General features: G+C 40.8%; 13 protein-coding genes. 2 read left to right on the forward strand and 11 right to left on the reverse strand.

Translation table 11 applies throughout. The features are described 5' to 3' along the window. The 11 genes from HMPREF1548_RS07155 to HMPREF1548_RS07205 form a co-directional block, all read right to left on the reverse strand. Nucleotides 1-258, reverse strand: a 258-nt coding sequence (locus HMPREF1548_RS07155; RefSeq protein ID WP_035321486.1) for a hypothetical protein, incomplete at its 3' end; no start/stop codon positions are given. A 254-nt stretch (nucleotides 259-512) separates the two neighbouring features. Next, entirely contained in the window at nucleotides 513-2,012 is a 1,500-nt protein-coding gene (locus HMPREF1548_RS07160; RefSeq protein WP_270495986.1) for a heparinase II/III domain-containing protein, read from the reverse strand. Between the two features lie 615 nt (nucleotides 2,013-2,627). Then, entirely contained in the window at nucleotides 2,628-4,442 is a 1,815-nt protein-coding gene (locus HMPREF1548_RS07165; protein WP_021635248.1) for an ulvan lysase-like protein, read from the reverse strand. Between the two features lie 13 nt (nucleotides 4,443-4,455). Further along, complete coding sequence (locus HMPREF1548_RS07170) at nucleotides 4,456-5,919, reverse strand: sulfatase family protein (protein ID WP_021635249.1); 1,464 nt, start codon at nucleotides 5,917-5,919, stop codon at nucleotides 4,456-4,458. Next, nucleotides 5,916-7,295, reverse strand: coding sequence for a sialate O-acetylesterase (locus HMPREF1548_RS07175; protein ID WP_198168619.1), 1,380 nt, complete (start codon nucleotides 7,293-7,295; stop codon nucleotides 5,916-5,918). Before HMPREF1548_RS07175 ends, HMPREF1548_RS07170 begins: the two co-directional genes overlap by 4 nt. Nucleotides 7,296-7,340: 45 nt before the next feature. Then, nucleotides 7,341-8,549, reverse strand: coding sequence for an SGNH/GDSL hydrolase family protein (locus HMPREF1548_RS07180; protein ID WP_157065644.1), 1,209 nt, complete (start codon nucleotides 8,547-8,549; stop codon nucleotides 7,341-7,343). 17 nt (nucleotides 8,550-8,566) lie between these two features. Continuing rightward, a complete protein-coding gene (locus HMPREF1548_RS07185; protein ID WP_035321493.1) occupies nucleotides 8,567-9,742 on the reverse strand; it encodes a glycoside hydrolase family 88 protein in 1,176 nt (391 codons plus the stop codon). A 78-nt stretch (nucleotides 9,743-9,820) separates the two neighbouring features. Then, a complete protein-coding gene (locus HMPREF1548_RS07190; protein WP_035321491.1) occupies nucleotides 9,821-11,209 on the reverse strand; it encodes an alpha-L-fucosidase in 1,389 nt (462 codons plus the stop codon). Between the two features lie 23 nt (nucleotides 11,210-11,232). Next, the gene (locus HMPREF1548_RS07195; protein ID WP_021635254.1) at nucleotides 11,233-12,813 is read right to left on the reverse strand and encodes an extracellular solute-binding protein; all 1,581 of its coding nucleotides are present in this window, start codon (nucleotides 12,811-12,813) and stop codon (nucleotides 11,233-11,235) included. 94 nt (nucleotides 12,814-12,907) lie between these two features. Further along, nucleotides 12,908-13,831 (reverse strand): carbohydrate ABC transporter permease, encoded by a 924-nt coding sequence (locus HMPREF1548_RS07200; protein WP_021635255.1) that lies wholly within the window; start codon nucleotides 13,829-13,831, stop codon nucleotides 12,908-12,910. Between the two features lie 10 nt (nucleotides 13,832-13,841). Then, nucleotides 13,842-14,759 carry an ABC transporter permease gene (locus tag HMPREF1548_RS07205; RefSeq protein ID WP_021635256.1) on the reverse strand — a complete coding sequence of 306 codons (918 nt, stop codon included), beginning with the start codon at nucleotides 14,757-14,759 and terminating at the stop codon, nucleotides 13,842-13,844. A 214-nt stretch (nucleotides 14,760-14,973) separates the two neighbouring features. Here HMPREF1548_RS07205 and HMPREF1548_RS07210 point away from each other — a divergent pair, with 214 nt between their 5' ends. Together HMPREF1548_RS07210 and HMPREF1548_RS07215 are read left to right on the forward strand one after the other, a co-directional pair. Continuing rightward, nucleotides 14,974-16,047, forward strand: coding sequence for a response regulator transcription factor (locus HMPREF1548_RS07210; RefSeq protein ID WP_021635257.1), 1,074 nt, complete (start codon nucleotides 14,974-14,976; stop codon nucleotides 16,045-16,047). Beyond that, nucleotides 16,037-17,797, forward strand: coding sequence for a cache domain-containing sensor histidine kinase (locus tag HMPREF1548_RS07215; RefSeq protein ID WP_021635258.1), 1,761 nt, complete (start codon nucleotides 16,037-16,039; stop codon nucleotides 17,795-17,797). The genes HMPREF1548_RS07210 and HMPREF1548_RS07215 overlap by 11 nt, the downstream gene beginning before the upstream one ends. Nucleotides 17,798-18,083 lie beyond the last annotated feature (286 nt).

Here is an 18,083-nt window from a genome sequence, read left to right on the forward strand (position 1 = left end):
GATACCATGTCTTTTTCCCAACTCTTCAAAGACACGGTTAAAAATCAATTCCTGCTTCCTGCAATATCTGAGCCATAACATATTTGTTGAAATCATCCGAAAAATCAGATACGTCCGCTCAAGTATTATCACGGCAGTATACCCCCTTTCGTTCATTCCATTTTTATTTTCCAGATATCTGGTTCTGCGGTTGGCAACAGCTGCTACCACGTAAGCTGAAAATCTGTTCTGCAGTGACTGTGTTTTTTGTTTTCTCATATGAACCTCCTTTTTTGTTCTTTTGCAACAAAAAAGGAGGTCCATGGCAGAAATACAAACAATCTTCTATCTTTTTGAAATAAATAATACGGGAAATATATATTGGTTCTAAATTCCAATATATATTTCCCATATTAATTTCACTTATATATTCAAAGCAGAGTATGTGTAAATAAAAGTTATTTTTTAACAAAAAAAGTAACTTTATGCCTTTATCAGTCTAAAACAATTGTTTCGACTGATTACCCTAACATTTATAACTCTTCAAACTGTCCCAAAATCTGTACAAGTTCTTTTTCTGTCTCCGGAAAAGAAAGACGCATGAGCAGATCTTTACAGATATCTTCATTTGGAACATGTTCTGTAGCATCCACCATCATCATATCCTGAGAAACGGATGCCAAATCACCATTTATCTGGCCATAGCCACTGAAAGAAACATCAAGAATCATCCCCAGCCCTGCCTCACTCTTGATGTTCTCCGGATAAAGTGAACTATTCTTCCAGAATCGGAACTGCGGCAAACCTGACCAGATACACATAACCTTTACTGCACCCTTCTGCAGTATAATACTGTTGGCATCAATCTGGACACATGAAACATCCGGCATAAAATGCCAACGCTGTATATGGGCTTCCGGCATACGGTTACCCCGCATGATCTCATCCTCTAATAATATTCCTTTATTCCTGTGAAAAATCAATTTTCTTTTATGACGACAGAAACAGTAGGCATCATGATGAGCCTCCAGATAAACACCTTTTTCTGCAGTAAGAAAGATATCTACCGGAGAATCAGGGCGATAAACCCCCCATTTGTCAGAAAAGGTTACATCCGGCACAACAGGCCGTCCATATGCCAAAACTGTATTGTGCGACCCCATATTATAAAGATATCCCCTTGTGTCCGTTCCCATACGTACTGTATGATAAATGGAATGAGCATAAGGTTCACCTATAAAATCCTCCCCATGAAAGGAAAGGTTCAATGACAGCATATCCATATGATTGTGTCCGGAAGAACCACAGCAGTTTTTGACAGACATAAGAAAATAGTTTCCAGCAGGAGAAAATGAATTTCGGGAACAAGCAAATCCACAGGAATCGTCACAATAGTCCAAGGGTACATTGCAGCTTCCATCTCCTGCTGCTTCATTTCGAACAGCCAAAACTTGTCTGCAGTCATCGTTTTCAACAGAATATATTCCATTTTCAAGTATAGGATTAACTAAAAGCTCCCCACCGTCTCCTACAGAAGGATAAGTTTTCCCCGGAGGTGCAATAGCCGCCAACGCGCTAAAAGTACAGTTTATCCGCTTGCTGCTTTCTGAATCAAGCAGTTGCTGCTTGTTCCTTTGAGCCAGACTGATACCGCGGCAAAGCATTTCCCCCAGCGCTGCTCCGCCCCAGTATGAAATGGAATGTTCATTATATCCTCCGTGCGAATTAAAATCCTGCTTTATATGACGGTTAATAATGGATATACTACGCTCCCGCATCTTTAAAAAATCGGGAATTTCCGGCAGCATGATACTAAGGATATACGGAACAAGGCCTTTTTCCCACAGATGATGATTATAATCCTGATAAGGAGAATCATCAAATCTACGGAATTGAATACCAAGATACCATAGATTTTTTATGATATCAAAAGCTTCTCCGGATGGAATCTCATAAGGAATCCGCGTATATAAAAGACTAAGCATTGAAATGGCCAGGAACCCGGCACTCATTATATCTCTTTCTTCCACCATTGAAAAACGGCCTTCTGATATACAGTCTGCTTCAACAATCAGCGGATATGTCCGGAAAAAAGCCTGATACAGGCAGCGGAATTCCTCCAAAACTTTACAATCGCCCGTTTCATGATAAAGAATTGACAAATATTCAAAAATCTGTCCTCTGACAAAAATGTCCAGAATGCTTCTGCTTTTCTTTCCCTGATCTTCATAAAAGCTAAAATGCGGCATATATTCATAACTGTCTCCCAGAAATAATTCCAATTCTCCACCAGGGCGGACATAGATATGTTTCATAAGCTTCCTGCCTGCATACAAACAGAAGTCCTTCAAGCTACCCTTAAGCCCTAAAGCCGCCTGAAATACATAAGGTGTACTATCCGTATCTATAGACATCAGTGGAAGCTTCCTGCAGTCATAATAATAGACTGTATTCTTTCTGGTTTCAAAATAATGTATAAGTTCCTGCTTTGCCAAAGCGATATTTTCTGATTCTAATGCGCTCCGGATAGTACCAAGCTCCGGCAGGGATAAATCAAAAGCTGAAAAAACATCATAGTCAGTCACAAGAGACTGGTTAGAGGGGATCTGCATTATATTCTCCTTTTACTTAATCTACATATACATTTCTTACAGGATATCCAGATGTAAACAAAACCGTCCTTTTTGGGGCTTTCCTTCTATTCGTATTGCCTGCAGTCCCGGAACCAGATTAAAAATACGGCTGGTCCCGTAAGGCAGTTCCATGTGAGAATCAGTTTCAACTTTCAAGATACAATCTTTTTTATGGATAAACAAAATATTACCATGATCGATTTCACTTTCCTTTGTATGAAATGATTGAAAGCTTATTTCTTCATCCATTCTGCTAACCAAGGGACAAATCAGCCGCCCCTGTGAAAAATATGCTTCCAAATCCAGCCCATCCTCCCTGATTAAATACCGTAATTCATATTCCAGCCTCTCTCGTTGTGCGCAGGTATGACCAATATCCTTCATTCTTCCTTTTACAACAATCCATTTTTCCTGCAGCCCAACCACACTCCGGGATTCATAAATACTGCTGTATAAGATCCCTTCTTTCCTGTACTCAATCCGAGGGGCAAGGCATTCATGCATGACTTCCCGCGGGACCTGCATATTTGCCGGTTCCTTTTGTGAATATTCTCCCATACCCGCACAAATAAGAATACCTGCGTTTCCATGAAAAAGAAGAGATAACGTTCCACCACTGACATGGCCTCCAGAAAGATACTCCCAATCATAAGCAGTAACTGTGGCTCTCATTTTTTTTCTTGTAATCAACCATGTATTCAATTCTTTGTAGTAAGAGATGTCCATACGTTTTTGCTTTGTCTGCAATACGTTCTTTTTTCGGATTCCCGCTTTTTTTTCATGAGTTTCAAAAAGCTTCCAATCCAGAATTCCTGCCACAGTCTTACTATGGGTAAAAGTATGGTGAATACAACACTTCTGACCTGCCGCTTCATAATGAGGGCCGCCGGCGAGCAGTCCCTGAAAGGTACACTGTTTTAAAAGTTCCAGGTTTTTTCCCGCCGCTTCCACAAACTCGGGATGTTCATCCGCGTAAAGTAAATAACCAAGGGCACAGCCGTCAGTAGTTCTGCTCCCCCAATAGGTCCATTTAAAATTTCTGGTTCCAAAACTGTTATCCCATGCACCATCCTCCAGCATAAAGTCTAAATGACTCATAAAGCCCTGTTCCGCCATCTGCATAATTTGTGCATCTTTATCCAACCAGCCAAACAGTGCCATAGACGGCAATGTTTCTTCCACATTGTAACCAATATCTACCGGAACGCATCCCTCTGGACTTTTCTGGTATCGCGGAACTCCTTCACCAAAAATTAATCCATTTTCTGTAAATGCAGCCTGAGAATATTTCATCCATTCCCGTGCTTTTCTGATATAGCGCTGCTCCTTTAGGACCAGTCCGCACTCTAACAGCGCCAACCCATTGGCTACCGGATAATTAATATTATTATCCATCAGTTCATTAAATCCACTGAGAAAATCTGCTGCCCTGCGGAGTCTCCTGCTCCATGCCTCTGCCACTTCAATTGGCAGTATTTCCCTATGATGCAAAAGGCAGTCTGCCAATTGAATCACATTAAATACCGTAGTTCCTTTCCAATCAGAATCTGTATCGTTAATAAAAGAGCCATCTGGCTGGGAGATATTCAGCTCCGCCCACATAAACAGACGATTTGCAGCATCGAGCAGTTTTTTTTGTTTCTCGTATGGAGAATTATGAGCGATACAGAGGAAAGGGTACATCGCTTCAAAGCATCTTCCATGAATTCTTTTGCATGCCGGGCACCAAATTGCCCCGTCCAGTTCTTTTTTCCCAGTATCTTTTAACTGTAATTCAATCAGCGCATCACACCATTCCGATAATAGGGATTCACATAATTCCTTCAGCATAATCTGCCTCCTTTTATAATGCTGAGAAGTCTTTATACAGATCCCTGAATTTTCCCGGATGGAACGGCGGCATCGACAGCAGATCTCCTGTTGCTACCATATGTGCTGCCAACGAAGAGGCCAGTTCCCTTGCAGTCAGGTCATATTCCGGTCTGAACATCAAATTATCCTTTTCCTGTTCATCCCTTTCCAAATCATATAGTTCAAAAAATGTCTCATCTTTGAAAAAATCAATTATCAGCTTTTTACGTCCTCTTACAATGCATCTCTGAAAATTTGATCTTGAGCCATTTCCATCATATTGAAGAAATGCAGTCCCCTCTCCATCATCCGTTACTTTTCCGCTCAGCAAAGGCAACCATGATTCTCCATCCATTTTGTTCGATGGTTTAATTTTCAGATAATCACATAATGTAGGAAGCACATCAACATGACTGACCACCTGATTAATCTCTTTTTGTACTGGTATGAATCCTTTCGGGAACTTCAGAAAGAGGGGAACTTTCGCAGCCTCCTCATACATGCACATTTTCTGAAACAAGCCATGTGAACCGAGCATTTCACCATGGTCACTTGTAAAAAGAATAAGACTTTCATCATAAATTCCCTGTTTTTTCACTTCATCTAAAAGCTGCCCTACATAACTGTCCAGCATGGAAACCAAGCCTAAATATACTCTCCAGGACTCCCTCCAGTCATTTCTGCTGTATCTTGCGCCAATCACTCCTGTCAGATTATACATCTGCAGAGGTGACTGTTTAGGATAATAAACCCCCACATTGTCTGGAAGCTCAAAATTTTCATTTTTAACAAAATTATACCATGGTTCAGGAATATGTAACGGTGGATGAGGCGCAAGGAACATGGCATTGAGCAGAAGCGGCTTTTCACGATTTCTTGTTTTCAAACCATCCAGAGCCCGTTTTGCAAAATATGAATCAAAGTAAAATTCTTCTCCTTCTTTATAGAGACCTGTCTCCGGATTTGAATAGCTGCTCACCTTTGTTGCAGTTCCATTTACCATCTCCGGTACCCTGTTTCTGAATTTAGGTCCTCCTGGCATGGCTACCCCGTTCTCTTTTAAATATTCTTTATAGCTTTTTTCAGTGGAAAACCATTTCGTAGGAGAAACTATCCTATCTTCCAGTTTTCCGCCTTCCGTATACAAATGTTGTTTTCCACTATGGATGCTGTCCCAATCACTTTCCATAATTTCGTATAGATTACTGATTCCATTTTTTACATAACCATATTCCGCATCTTTAGGTTCCCACGGATTAATCAGGGAACCATTATGATTAGGATATGTTCCCGTAAAAAAAGAACCTCTTGCCGGAACACACAAAGGACAGGAACAATATGCATGGTTGAACTTTATTCCATCCTCTGCAATTGAATCAATATTTGGCGTAAAACCTTTTCCCAGAACATCCGCCCTTAACTGATCTGCCATAATAATAATTACATGCGGTTTCATATGCATTCTCCTTTTTTTGGCATAACCGGTACCTCATAGAAGGATAAGACAGGCATATAGGTTCTTCTATCTACCGGTATCATACCAGACGTTTTTTTCCGGCTGCCGCAGCTTATGGTACATGAACCTGATATTTCCCGTTTAAGATACAAAACTATGGAACCTCCCCTAACCTTATAATCACACAATTCTACACAGCCTTTACAATCCCTGACAATAATATCGAGTTCACTTGCTGGAACATCAAAAGTTTCTAATGAATCCATTGACCCGCCAAATTCCAGATTAATACTGTCCTCTGCCATTTGCTCTACTTTTGTTAAATCAGTGCTGGTAAATGTTTTTCCTAACTGATATAAATGATACAAAACCTGATAGGCCAGCCGTTCTCCAAGCATCATACAGCCCATTGAACTATTATGTATCGTATCCGACATCGGTATATCGGAAGAAGGAAGGATAAAACAGTAGGGAATACTGTAAGGTGCCAGCCGCTGAGCTTCCTGCACCATGCCCCAGCTTTGATCTGTCTCTGTATCCGCTTCTCTTAAATATCTGTTAAGCTGAGTGGTAAAAAACGGAAGCTCAGGATATCCACTGTCTTTTCTCCAGCATTCCACCATATTCTGAAAACGTTCTCCATATCTCCATGCATCTTTTCTCTGTCCCTCTGTACACCCCTGGTACCACACTACTGCCTTATAGCCATTTGTTAAATTCTGTGTGATATCCAGCATATTTCGGTACAAATCACCATCCTCAGCAGGATTCCAGGCACCAAGGGAAGCGCCCCCACGTGATGTTGGTATCAGACCAATTGGGTAATTCAGATGTTGATACAGGATTTTTCCAAAATGAATATACGGGGAATGTCCAAGGTTACAAACACTGAGACTTTCTATATGTTTTGCGTCAGTACCATCTCCTAATGGATGACTGGCTATCTGCCATCTGTCATTGAGCTTTAATGCATGCACCCCGAGTACTGGCTCATCCTGTACAACACCCAATCCAAAGCCGGCACTGTTTGACTGTCCTGCAAGTACAAATACATCTCCGACACCAAAAAAATGTCTCATATCTCCCATAATATTCCAGCTTTTTACAGGATTGTCATTTACACACAACCCTGTCTCCAGCTTATATAAGCCTCCGGCCGGTATCCTCATGGTTACAGACCATTTATCTGCCAGGCGTTCACAACAGGTGTAGGCAATCACTTCTTCTCCAGAGTTCTCTAAAAGCACTCTGGCATATACATCAATGCTGTCGTAATCCTCCCCCATCACCCAGAATCCAGACCATGTCAGTTCCGCACAGCCGTCACTATCCTGCTGAACGATTTCAAAATCTTCAGGACCTTTTTCAATATACACACCCTTTCTTATTTTTTCGCCCATTCTCATTCCCCCCTCTACTACTCATTTCAAACAGAAGCTCACCGCCTCTGCCACTGCCTCCGCAAGTCTCCGATAACCGCTTTCTCTGAAATGAACCGGATCCGCTTTCAATAAGTTCTCCGATACACACAGGGAAAACAAATCGTTAACCGGGATATTACAAATACTGCATATATTAATTGCCGCTTTGTTTAATTCAATATATAATGCAGAATCCTCCGGGCTGTAATAATATTCTGTCTGCATTTCCCGGCTCCCATTATCTAATGGATCCTTGCCGCCTAACTGGAAATTTTTACTTTGATAGGCATCCGTCACTTTTTTCTTTCTGCTGACAGAAGTTGTAGTGGCAAAAATAATCTTTGTAAGCGGCGATATCATGTGAATCCACTGGAAAATAAAAAGAAGATTACACGAATATTCCTCCACGGAAATTCCATGAAGATGAATTCCATTGTTGATATGGAGTACTTTATAAGGGTACTGTGTTAAAGCAATCTGAAGCATTCTACATAAATTAGGGTGATGCGTGCCCTCACTGGTATTCAGTCTGTCCACATAACAGTCAGGAAGTAAGTCCTGTACAAATTTCCCATAACCTACACTAATAGAATCACCCACAAGAAGAATACGATGTCCACACTCCTGAAGCGGCGCTGTAAAGGAAAAATTTGTCCACTCTGCCTGTTCTCGATTTAATCTGTCTGAATAAACAGTTTTTTTCATATGTAAAATATTTTCCTTCATCTGTTCGAACATTGTAACCGCAACTTCTATAGATTTATATTCCATCAGATTTATGCCAATTTCACCTGCAAATTTATCTTTTATACTACTATCGTCCATATCTGAAAGTTTAAGAAGTATTTGCTGCGCATTGCCACATCTTTTCTTTACATATTTACATAAATCCGCTGTACCCGGCTTTTTTATTGTGGTTTCAGAAAAAGCATAGATAATAATCCCATACTCTCCCTGAGCTAAAAGGAGATCAATTATCTGAATATTGACAGGGTAATGGAAAGGCAGATCAGAGCAGTTCGTTTGAGTGGTGAACCATGGAGAATAACCTAACCAGGCATAAGGCGCAAAATTTTTAAAACATTTTTCTCCGGAAGCCGTCCAACAAAGATAATTTTGATCATGAATAACCAAGGTAATGGGATAATGGGAAATCTCCTGGTTATTGATTCGAAAAGCATTTCCTAAAGTAAATCTGCTGTCACTCATACTATTTTCCATATGCTTCACCAATACGGCCTCCACTTTTTAGACAAGCGAACCAATGCCTCCATATAATAGTAATCCCCCCATAAATTACATTCATCAATCCCATGATCAATACAATCATTATAGGGAGTCTTTCTTCCATATACTCCATGGAGAAGCTGTCCATTAGAAATAGATGGTTCTTTGACCGCACATACATCATGTAGTGCTTTCATGAGACACATGGCTTTCTTTCTATAGTTCATTGCCTTTTCACTATCCAGCAAATCCGCCATTTCCAAAAAGCCACAGGCAGCTATTGCTGCGGCTGAAGAATCCCTGGGTTCCAAACTTCCTTCGGAAAACGTAAAATCCCAATATGGAATCAAATTATCGGGCAGATGTTCTAAAAAATAATTTGCTACAGACTCAAACAAAGGAAGATATTCTTTTTTTCCTGTATACCGATATCCCAGTGCAATCCCATATACTCCCCAGGCCTGGCCCCTGGCCCATACCGACTCCGCACTATATCCCTGGTGAGTCACGCCCTTTAGCGGCTGGCCCGTATCTGGATCAAAGTAATACGTATGATAGGTAGAAAAATCCGATCTGACTACCACCTTCAGCGCAGAATCCAAATGGGCCTTTGCTATATTGGCATACATAGGATCTCCCGTTTCTTCTGATGCCCAAAACAGCAAAGGAAGATTCAACAGACAGTCAATAATCAAGCGATAATTTTCACGTTCCTCCATACTTCCCCAAGCCTGAATAAACTGTCCTTTTTCATGGAATCGTGATGCCAGCTTACGTGCCGCCAGCAATGCAGTCTCTCTGGATTTCACATCTCCTGTCAGCTTATATGCCGCTACACAAGAGGGTGTATACAGGAATCCCAAATCATGAGTATCTGTTTCTATCTCCTGTTCCAGTCGGATCCGAAAGCTTTCCGTATGTTTCAATGCTGTTCTGCGAAAATCTTCTTCTCCTGTGAGTTCATAGGCAAGCCATAGTTCCCCTGTCCAGAATCCATTCGTCCACTGACAATTATCCGCTTTACTGTAAAAATTATGTTCACTGTATATCCCTTTAAATGCCTCACCGAATTCAACTAAAGCTGCCCTTGTTTGCCTTACTGCCTGTGCTGCCGCCTCCTCCAATTCCTTTGGGGTAATAGCAGGATAATTTCCCAGTCTTTCTTTATCTATCATCACTATATCAGTTCTCCTTTTAAAATCCGGAGATTCATGCTTCGCATAAATCTCCGGCATAACAGAAAATATTTGCTTTTACTTCAGACAGAATACCCTTCCTAATGGCGCTTTTTCCCCACAGTACTCCGGCAATTTTACAACATATCCTCCCTCTTTCTTTTCAAAAGGAAGTTCCTTCCCATTCTCCATATATAAAATACGGCTTACACTTCCCTCATAGGGAATCCATATTTCCTCATTTACTGCAGCATCATCGGAATCAAATGTTTCAATAGCATAAATCATATCTTTTTTTCTTGTAAATGCAATACCGTCTTTTTTATATGGCGCACATACCCTTGTTCCGTAGATTGCATCTCCAAACTGATTCAGCCATCTTCCCATACCTTTCAGCTGTTCCATAGCCGTTTCCGGCAATACCCCATTTGGACGGGGGCCTACGTTAATTGCCAGATTTCCTCCCTTTGCCACAATGTCAATCAGCAGATTCAATACCTCTCTGGTAGATTTATAGTTGTCGTCAAAGCGATAAGAGAAGGAGGTTCCTAATGTCAGATTACTCTCCCAGGGCACAAGCAAAGGTTTCTCCGGAACCTTCTGCTCCGGCGTCACATAATTTTCATAAGGTCCTCCCACTGTCCGGTCTACGCAGAGCATACCTGGCTGGAATTTCCTTATTTCATCAATTACTTCACCAAGCCTGATATTTTCGCCTTCCCTCTCACATACCCAGCCTCCGTCAAACCAGAACACCTCAATTCTTCCGTAATTCTGCGCCAGTTCCCTGATTTGATTGTGAGTAAACTGAACAAATTCCTCCCATCTTTCAGGATGCTCTTCCGGATTATAGGAAGGTCCTCTGTCCATATAATTTCCCCGTTCTCCATCCTTACTCCAATAGCTGTCGATATGCCAGTCCGCTTTTGAAAAATATGCGGCAATAGCAATCCCTTTTTTACGACAGGCTTCAAACAGGTTTGCGCAAACATCCGCATAGTGGTTTGTATGATACGGACAATCCGGTGCAGTAATCTTATAATCGGAATATTTCGTATCCCACATGCAGAATCCATCATGATGTTTTGTGGTAAAAATCAGATATTTTGCCCCGGTAGCCTGAATTTCCTCCGCCCATTTCTGCGGATCGAACCTGATGGGATTAAATGTTTTATTCAGGTCGAAATACTGCTTTTTAAATTCTTCCCCGCTGATATCCCAATCCAATCTTTTATCACGGCACCAGATAGCATCTGAATCCGAAAGCGGCCATGAGCAGCCTACGTCAAGCTGCGAGTACGGCCCCCAATGAATCATGAAGCCCAGCTTCTGATCTTGAAACCATTCCAGATTCTCCTTTACTATAGGATCCTCCGGATACACATAATCCTTTTCCGTACTGTAATCATGTGTCCCTTCCTTTATTTTCTGCTCGAACTTTTTCTGCCTGTCTATATCCATTTCCATTTCCTCTCCTGCTGCTTTAATTCTTACTGTCCAGAGGCCTGCCACTCACCAAGCTGTCTGCGGATTTCCTCCAAAAGTACCTCTACCCCATTATCCTCTAATGCCTGAACAAATTTCGGAATATTTTCTTCCGGATCGACCATACCCTTTTCCAGAGCTTTACCATACTCTTCTACAGTACTCGTCAATGCGGCAATCTCAGCTTCTACCGGCGCCGTATCCAACACAAATCCAAGATGAGGAGCCGCGATTGATGTTTCATTATATTCCAAAAACATTTCCTCTATATTCTCAGGATAGGAAATGTCCCACTTTTGGTTAAAGGTTGTTCCAAATTCCCATCCGAAGGTATAGTCATATCCATTATCCCCAGGCGCTATTTTGCCGCCCATTGTCCTGTCAACCTGTGTATCTCCAACTGCAGTATGATGCTCTCCTTCAATTCCATGACGAAGCAGTGTTCCCACGTATTCATCTGTATTAACCAGATTCAGGAATTCCAATGCCTTTTCCGGATGCTTCGAAGCAGAAGAAATGGCTAATAAGCCTCCCTGTGCGCTTCTGGTTTCAAGAAGAGGAGCCATTAACGGCACAAAGGTTACGCCATGGCCGGTTTTGGCAGCGGTACTTTCCGCCGCACCAGGCGCATAAGAGATAAAATACGAGAACAGCTTTCCGTTGGTAAAATCATTATCTCTGTTTGCAGAATCGGTATCATAGTTCACAGGATCCTCCGGAAGATAGCCATTATTGTACCATTCTCGCATCAAACTGCAATAATCCATATATTCCTGACTCGCATACTGATTAAACACCTCTTCTTCTCCCTCGAAATTCCCATAGGCTGAAACAGGAGATGCACCAGCCATTTTTTCCGAACCCCCAAGACTCTCATAAGGAACTGCATGGCAGAAGTTCATTCCACAGATACCAATTACATTTTTACCTGCCGCTTCTGATTTCTCCTTAACAGTCTGGAGCACGGCAGTGTAATCTTCAAGTGTTTTTACCGTATTCAGGTCTATTCCGTACTCATCAGCCATATCCGAGTTCACAAAGAAACCTGTCTGCCATCCCATTTCTTTATATGTAGGAATTCCATAGGTTTTTCCATTAATAGTTACTGCCTTCCATAATTCCTGAGGAACAAAATCATAAGTTTCCTTCGCATATTGCGGAAGCATCTGTGCGATGTCAAGAAAGGCACCTCTCCCTGCAAACTGCGCATAATTAAGGCTGGCAAAGGAGGTAAAACAAATATCAAAATATTCACCTGAATTAATCAGCGTTGACATTTTCTCCTTATAATCCGGTTTTGCAATAACAGTGTAATCAATTTCCACTCCAATTTTTTCTCTTGTGTACTCATTCAGCTTTGCAATTACCTTATCTGTGTCCGCCGCTATCGGATTAAGCGCCATATACCACTTTAAAGTGACAATCTCATCATCCGTTGCTGTTTCTACTGTTGCTGCAGATGTGCCCGCAGTCTCTTCCACACCTGCGTCCCCAGTTGTCTGTGCGGAATTTCCCCCACAGCCAGCCAGCATGGCTGTTGTAAGGATTAAGGCCAGGCCTGTCCCCAACAATTTTTTCATCTTCATACTCTTTCCCTCCAATGATTTGTTTTACTTACAGTTCTATTATAAAACACGGCTCTGCGCATCTTATAAACAAATGTTTCCATATCGGTTTTCATCATCCCTTTACGCCCCCTACAGTCAACCCTTTTACAAAATATTTCTGGAAAAATGGATAGGCTAACATTACCGGAAGAACCACCAGCACAGTTAATGCCATACGTCCGCTGTCTGTCGGAGCATTTTGAGCCATCTGTGCATATTCCAGTGCATTAACTGATGATTGGCTAAGTGCCTCCAGACTGTTCTGCATGCTTTGCAGGAGTGTCTGAATTGGATATTTTTCTGTTTCGAAGATATAAAGCATCCCCAAAAACCAGTCATTCCAATAAGCAATTACAGTAAACAGCCCAATTGTCGCTACACCTGGCTTGGACAACGGAAGGACTACCTGCAAAAATGTACGAAATTCTCCTGCCCCGTCAATATGCGCCGCTTCAATAATTTCAAGGGGAATCCCTCTGAAGAAGGTCCTCAGCACGATAACATAAAATGCATTCAGTGACATGGGAAAAATCAACGCCCATACACTGTCCCTCAGCCCCAGAAGCTGTGTATTAACCATATAGCTGGGAACCATTCCTCCATTAAACAACATCGTAAACAACAGCATCAGTGTAAGTATCCGTCCATAAGGATAATCCGGTCTTGATAGCACATAAGACAGCATTGTAGTTACCGCAAGACTGAAAAGTGTTCCGAATACCGTAACAAATATGGTAATTCCATAGGAACGGATAATCTGATCTCCCAGTTTAAGGAAAAACTGATATGCGTCCAAACTCAATTCCGCAGGAAAAAAGGAATAACCTTTCAGGAATATACTCTGCTCACTGCTGAACGAAACTATAATTACAAGAAGCAGCGGAAGTATACACAAAGCGGCAAACAACGTTAAAATAACCAGAAGAACTGTATTAGCCCTTATACTGATAGCATTAATTTTTTTTTCTTTACGATTATTATAAATTATTTTCGACATGAAACCCTCCTTAAAAAAGCGCGCTGTCCTTGTCAATTCTACGGACAATAAAATTGGAGCTCAACACTAATACAAACCCGACAAGTGACTGATATAAGCTGGCCGCGGCAGACATCCCCACGTTTCCGTTTTCCTTTAGAGCTCTATATACATAGGTGTCAATAACATTTGTCACCGGAAAAAGCGGCCCTGAATTTCTTGGAAGCTGATAGAATAAACCGAAATCCGCATAAAAAATTTTCCCAATAGCCAGGATTGTCAGAACAATCATCATACTTTTCAGGGAAGGCAGCGTAATGTATTTAATCTGCTGCCATTTTGTAGCCCCATCCATTAAAGCCGCCTCATAGTAATCATTAGGAATGCCTACTATACTTCCCAGATACATAACTGTGGAATACCCTAACGTTTTCCAAATTTGAAAAATAACCATAATATAGGGCCATACCGAAGGTTTGGAATACCATGTAACATCCAGACCAAACGCCCTGTTGATAAAGCCGTTATCCACGCTGAGAAATGAATACGCGATAAAGGAAACTACAACCCAGGAAAGAAAATAAGGAGCCATAAATATTGTCTGATAAACCTTAGCAGCTTTTTTCTGATGCAGTTCATTCAACACAATGGCTACTGTAACTGCCAGAACCAAATCCAGAATAATAAAAACCAGATTATAAGCCAATGTATTTCTCGTTATAATCCACGCGTCCTTTGTTCGAAACAAATACTCAAAATTTTTAAGTCCATTCCAGGCACTTCCAAAAATTCCATCACGGATATTGTACTGTTTGAATGCCAGGACAATCCCTGATAGAGGAAGATATTTAAACAGAATCATCAGTATGATTCCAGGCAGCGCCATGATGGTAAGAGGCAGACTTTTCTTAAATAGTAGAAGTCGTCTGCTTTTGTTCATTATTTTCATATGTCGTCCTCCCTGATATGGTGTAGCTTCTGTCTGCTATTTCGTTATGATATGATTTTACATAACCGGTATGAGCTTCACAAGGCAACTTTTTTAACGTCAGGTGAACTATTTTTATTACTTTTATCAAGGGAATTGCCACGAAGTGTTATTGGTTTTATAATGAAACCCAATTAATAACATCAGATGTAATCGTAACAGGGGGAATTTTAAAATGCTGCGTATTCTTTTAGTAGATGATGAAAAATTTGCAATTGAAGGATTGATTTCTTTGTTGGATTGGGAGCGTTTCCAGGGGAAACTGGTAGGAACCGCATCATCCGGAGAAGAAACGCTTAAGCTGTTGGAAAACACTTATCCGGATGTTATTATATCCGATATTAAGATGGGTGGTATGAGCGGCATAGAACTGGCGGGAATTATTCACGACCGGCACCCACATATCCAGCTTATTCTTCTCACCGCCTATGGGGAATTCGAATTTGCAAGACAGGCCATACAGTATGGCGTAGCCGATTATATTCTTAAACCCATCACAAGAAAAAAGCTGGAACAGCTCAATAAGCTTCTTGATGAAAAAGAAAAACAGCTTAATTTACGCCATAAGTCGTATTTGACCGTTTGGGATGATTCTCTGAAAAAGAAGTTGCTGAATGCGCTGAAATGTGGAGATCAAAATACTCTGGACGATTTTTTCCAATCCCGGCTGTTTTCCGAACTCATGAACAGCGAGGACTGTAATCCTGTAGGTATCCAGCTCCTCAATTACCTTTATCTTTATCTGGCAGAGTTAAATCTGGATCCCCAGGCTATTATCTATTCAAAAAATGAAACCATGGAAAATTTTCTGGACATAGAAAGGCCTCAGGAAAAACTAAATTATATTATTACTAAATACTATGATCTTCTAATCAATGTATCGCAGCAGAAAAATAATTTTACCGATACTATTGCTTCATTTGCACTTCAGTATATAGAAAATCATTATACCGACCCCGAATTTAATCTGTCGGCACTTTCCTATGCAATGCATGTGTCACTTTCTTACCTGAGCACTGTATTCAAACAGACGACAGGAACCAACCTGAGTACATATGTTATGGAGCTAAGAATGGAAAAGGCCCGGCAGCTCCTTGCCGATATGCGTTATTCCATTTCTGAAGTTTCTCAGCTATCCGGCTATAGCAATGCAAAATATTTTGCAAAAATATTTAAAAAACACACAGGAATCATCCCTACAGAATACAGAAACCTCATCGTACAGGGAGGGATACAGAATGGAAATTAAAAAGAAATTTTTTCTGATAACCGCCGTTTCTATGTTAATGATTCTATTTGTTTCCCATAGTATTATGTATTCCTACTTTTATCATGCCATGGTTGAAGAAACTATGAGAAACCAGCGGACAAATGTTGAGTTAAACAAAAGAATGGCTGATAACTTTTTGGAATCCATCTACGATACCGCAGTTCAGATCGTCAGCGATGAAACATTTGGGGAATACCTCAGCCTGGACAGTAAAGACCCCATGGATATACTTCGCACAAGGCAAGCCATACAAACCCGTTTTTCCCGTTACGCTGCTCATCAGATTATTGACAGCTCTTATTATAAAACCACACTGTTTCTGTCTGATTTAATTCCTATTGCCCAATCCTTAGAGGGCTATACACTGGAAAGCAGCCCTTATATTGCATCCAATTTCGTACTTTCCAATTCGGAAATAAAAGATGATGAATGGTATCAACAAACGATAAAGAATGGGATTTTTGTTTTTCTAAACAAGTCAACGAATGAAATTTGCATAGCCAGAAAAATCACGAACAACTATTATATCGGTCCGCATAACGAAAACGGTACCGGAGTAATTGTCGTAAGTGTAGCTGATAAACAACTGGAAAAGATATTATCCAGCGTTCCTGTCACCAAAAACAGTGGATACGCCATGCTGAATGATGATGGCAAAATTCTTTATTGCAGTAATTCTCCTATTGAATATGATATATATGACAAAGCCTGGGTAGCCTCGGAGAAAGGGAAAATCAAGGAGTTTACCTTGCAGGAAAGGCAGGATGATTACCGGGTAAATTATTGCAAGGCAGATTACGGAATTCAGTTTCTGTTCCTTACCCCTGACAACGATATTCAGGATGCCATTCATCCTATACTTTCTACCTACAGTTTGATTTTTGCTGCTGTCAGCCTATTTTTCCTTTTAGTTATATGCTCTATTGTCAGCCGTCTAAGCCGACCGATTATTCAATTCTCCACCGCCGTAGAAAATATCCGTGATATCAAAGACTTTGACAGGAAAAAGCTCCATGTATCTGACGATAAAGAGCTACTCATTCTGGAAAACAGCTTCAGCAAACTTATTGACAATATTCTTATCCAAAACGAACGTGAAAAGGGTTCCCAGCTTCGTGCCCTGCAGGCCCAGATTAATCCACACTTTATATACAATGCTTTGGATATGGTAAATTGGATGGCTTTGACCAGACACTGTGACGATATTGCCAACATTGTTTCCTCTATTGTAGAGATGATGCGCTATAGCATTACCAATGCTGACAGTATGGTTCCCATTTCCAAGGAAATTGAAAATATTCAGGAGTTCTTATCTGTGTATAAACTACGGTACAATAAAAATTTTCTTTTGGAAACACAGCTTGGTGAAAAGGATATTCTTATTCCCAAGTTCACGCTACAGCCTTTGGTTGAGAACTCCGTCCGCCATGCTCAGCCGTTCCCGGGAGAAAGCTTATGTATCCGGATATATGCCTACTATACAAAAGAATCCGCTATAATTGAAGTTCATGATAATGGTTTGGGCTGCGAAGCAGACAAACTAAATCGTCATATTAATTATGAAGAAACAGATTTACGTGTGTCAAATGGCTTCGGGATACGCAATGTCAATGAACGAATCGGGCTTCGCTTCCGTGGAAAAAGCAGCCTTAATTACCGAAATGAGACAGACGGTACGTTAACTGCTGTCATCATGCTGGAACTTCCTGACAGCAATTCCATACTTTGATGATATCGATTGGATTCTCAAATACATTCATCAATAATAGCATTTTAAACCCTCTTTTGTCGTCTTATTATAAATAGAAAACATGAAGGCAGATCGGAAAGCCTACATTTTTAGGTTTTCCGGTCTCTCATTTTACAATTTCAATATTGTAAAGCTGTATTTAACTTATTGTACTGCCTTTCCTTTCTGCTACTGTATTAGTCATTTTCTATTCAGTAATCATATTCTGAATTTCATAATACAGTTCAGCAAAGTAATAGAAAGCTCCTGAAACAAATCCTCATCA

This window comes from Clostridium sp. KLE 1755 (assembly GCF_000466465.2).
Classification (GTDB): domain Bacteria; phylum Bacillota; class Clostridia; order Lachnospirales; family Lachnospiraceae; genus Eisenbergiella; species Eisenbergiella porci.